The organism is Protofrankia sp. Cas4 (genome assembly GCF_963555915.1).
In the GTDB taxonomy this organism is placed as follows: domain Bacteria; phylum Actinomycetota; class Actinomycetes; order Frankiales; family Frankiaceae; genus Protofrankia.
On record NZ_CAUVXL010000159.1, the window covers coordinates 1 to 2,234 of the forward strand.

General features: G+C 74.3%; 6 protein-coding genes. All 6 read right to left on the reverse strand.

The annotated features are described in order from the left end of the window. Positions 1-99: 99 nt before the first annotated feature. Positions 100-327 carry a hypothetical protein gene (locus U9979_RS14700; RefSeq protein ID WP_322779822.1) on the reverse strand — a complete coding sequence of 76 codons (228 nt, stop codon included), beginning with the start codon at positions 325-327 and terminating at the stop codon, positions 100-102. Then, positions 327-878: a hypothetical protein gene (locus tag U9979_RS14705; RefSeq protein WP_322779823.1), complete on the reverse strand. Its 552-nt coding sequence runs from the start codon at positions 876-878 to the stop codon at positions 327-329. Before U9979_RS14705 ends, U9979_RS14700 begins: the two co-directional genes overlap by 1 nt. Before the next feature lie 106 nt (positions 879-984). After that, the gene (locus U9979_RS14710) at positions 985-1,179 is read right to left on the reverse strand and encodes a hypothetical protein (RefSeq protein ID WP_322779824.1); all 195 of its coding nucleotides are present in this window, start codon (positions 1,177-1,179) and stop codon (positions 985-987) included. Continuing rightward, positions 1,176-1,649 carry a hypothetical protein gene (locus U9979_RS14715; RefSeq protein ID WP_322779825.1) on the reverse strand — a complete coding sequence of 158 codons (474 nt, stop codon included), beginning with the start codon at positions 1,647-1,649 and terminating at the stop codon, positions 1,176-1,178. The genes U9979_RS14710 and U9979_RS14715 overlap by 4 nt, the downstream gene beginning before the upstream one ends. Then, positions 1,646-1,897, reverse strand: a complete 252-nt coding sequence (locus U9979_RS14720; RefSeq protein ID WP_322779830.1) for a WhiB family transcriptional regulator — start codon at positions 1,895-1,897, stop codon at positions 1,646-1,648. Before U9979_RS14720 ends, U9979_RS14715 begins: the two co-directional genes overlap by 4 nt. Positions 1,898-1,899: 2 nt before the next feature. Then, entirely contained in the window at positions 1,900-2,190 is a 291-nt protein-coding gene (locus U9979_RS14725) for a hypothetical protein (protein WP_322779826.1), read from the reverse strand. Positions 2,191-2,234 lie beyond the last annotated feature (44 nt).

Genomic DNA, 2,234 nt, shown 5'->3' on the forward strand with positions numbered 1-2,234 from the left:
TCACCAGACTGACGGCGGCGATCCCCCCGACCAGCACCGACGCGGTCACCCGCCCCAGGCCGGCCACCACCGGGACCAGGACCGCGAGGATGAGCCGGATCATCGGGTTATCCCGCCGGGAACGCCGCCGGCCGCCGGATGCAGGTCGTGCGGGTCGGGGTCGTCGTCGCCGTAGTGGCAGTCGATGTGCTCCGGGCCGGACCCGCAGTCGTAGACCAGACCCTCGATCCGGTCACCGCAGAGAGCACAGACCGGCCTGTCGTGGTCCGTGTCGTGGTCGACATCGTCGTCGTAGTGCCCGGCGTGTTCCGGGCCGGCGGTGCCCATCACGCCACCGCCTCGACACGCACGGCCCGGCCCAGGACCGGGAGACGGACGGCGGAACCGGCGCGCCCGGTCCTGGTCCGACCGGGCGGGGTGAGGCGGACGCTGCGCCGGGCGGCCTGGGCCGTTCGGGTCAACGCAACCCCGGTGATGATCAGATCGTGGGGGCGGTCGGGCTGCCCCGCCTGGTAGTAGGCGGCGATCCGCCTAGCGGTCACCGTGGTCAGTAGCTCGAAGATGGCGGCCAGTTCGTCGCGGGGCGCGTCATCGGCGATGGCCTGTGCCCGCGCGGTCCGCACGTCGGCTTCGGTTTCCACCGCAGCGGCGTAGCCACGCAGCCGCTGGTTGCCGGTGCGGTTGGCCAGGGTGGTGATGGTGGCCCAGTGGTCGGCGACCGCGGTCAGATAGTCGGCCAGCGCGGCGGCGAACCGCTCCTGGCCGTCGACGGCACGACCGTCGCTGGCATGATCGTCTACGGCGGGGTCGGTGGCCGGGAGCACCGTCACGCGGCCCTTGCCGGCACGCGGGCCGCCCGGTGCCTCGATGGTGTTCACACGAATCCTTTCCTTGCACAGCACAAGCACAGGGGATGAGGGGCCGGGGGCGGTGTTCCGCGGCGGACGGCCCGCAGGACACCAGCCCCCGGCGGGTACACAGGGGTTACCGGCGTTTGCGTCGGCCCCGGCCGGCACCCGGGCCGGCGGTCTCGGTCGCGCCGGGGGTGATGGTGATCGTGGGCGTGCCGCGGTGGTGCAGCCCGTCATGGGTCGTCGCGTGCGCGGCCGCCTCGGCCTGGCTCGCGAACGGCCCCCCGGTCAGCCCACACACCCCGCACACCAGCCCAGCGGCGCTCACCGCGCCGCCCCGGCAGCCACATCCGGCCCGACGGGGGCGGTGTCGGCGGCGAGCCGCCGGGCGGCGGCGATCAGGTCGGGGTCGTCCGACACGTCGGCGTAGGCCTCGACCGGCTGGCCGTGGAAACGGCCGGTGCACGACAGCCACAGCGGATCGGTCGCCCCCGGGTGGACGGTGACGGTGACCGGGGTGTTCAGCAGTCCGGCGAGTACCCCCATCCCGGCGATCTCGATGTGTCCGCGTTCCCGGTCCGACAGCCCCCGGCCGTACGGGGACGTCACCTGCGCGCCGATCGACGTCGTGGCGTGGGGGTGCAGGGTGATGTACAGGTACACATCCGGCCCGGCCGCCTCGACCAGGGCGGCGGCGGTCCGCAACTGGTCGGCCTGACCGGCCAGCCGTCCATCATCGCCGTCGAACGCGTCGGCGGCGGGCACCGTCGGGGACTCCCCGTACGGCAGGGCCGTCATGACGTGCGCACCGGGGTACGGGCCGGGCGCCGCAGCGTCCGGCGTTCGTCTTCGTCCAGGCCGCCCCAGATGCCGGCGTCCTGCCCGGTGTCCAGCGCCCAGCCCAGGCAGGCACATCGGACCGGGCACCGGGCGCACAGCGCCTTGGCCGCCGCGACCTGACGTTCCACAGTGTCGCCGGAGGTGCCGGCGGGGAAGAACAGGTCCGGGTTCGTATTCCGGCAGGCCGCCCGCTGCCGCCAGTCCACGGTCATGCCGCACCGTCGGTGGCGCGGAGGTCGCCGGTCAGGGTCAGGAGCAGGTCGGCGGTGGTGACGTCGACGAGTTCGATCACCGCGTGCATGCGGGTGTCGGGGTGGCTGTCGGCGAGAGCGTCGCCGGCGGCGGCCGCCTCGTCCCGGTCGTCGAACGGGCCGACCGCGTGCATCTGGCCGGCGGCGACGACCACGGCGACGAACCGGTCCGGTCCGTGCGGGTCGGTGTCCGCCACGGCCGGCCGGTTGGGCGCGGACGCGGGAGCGGTCAGGGGAATGACGGTCATCGGTCCGCCTCCTCGGCGAGGCGGCGGGCGTGGTCGGCGTCCAC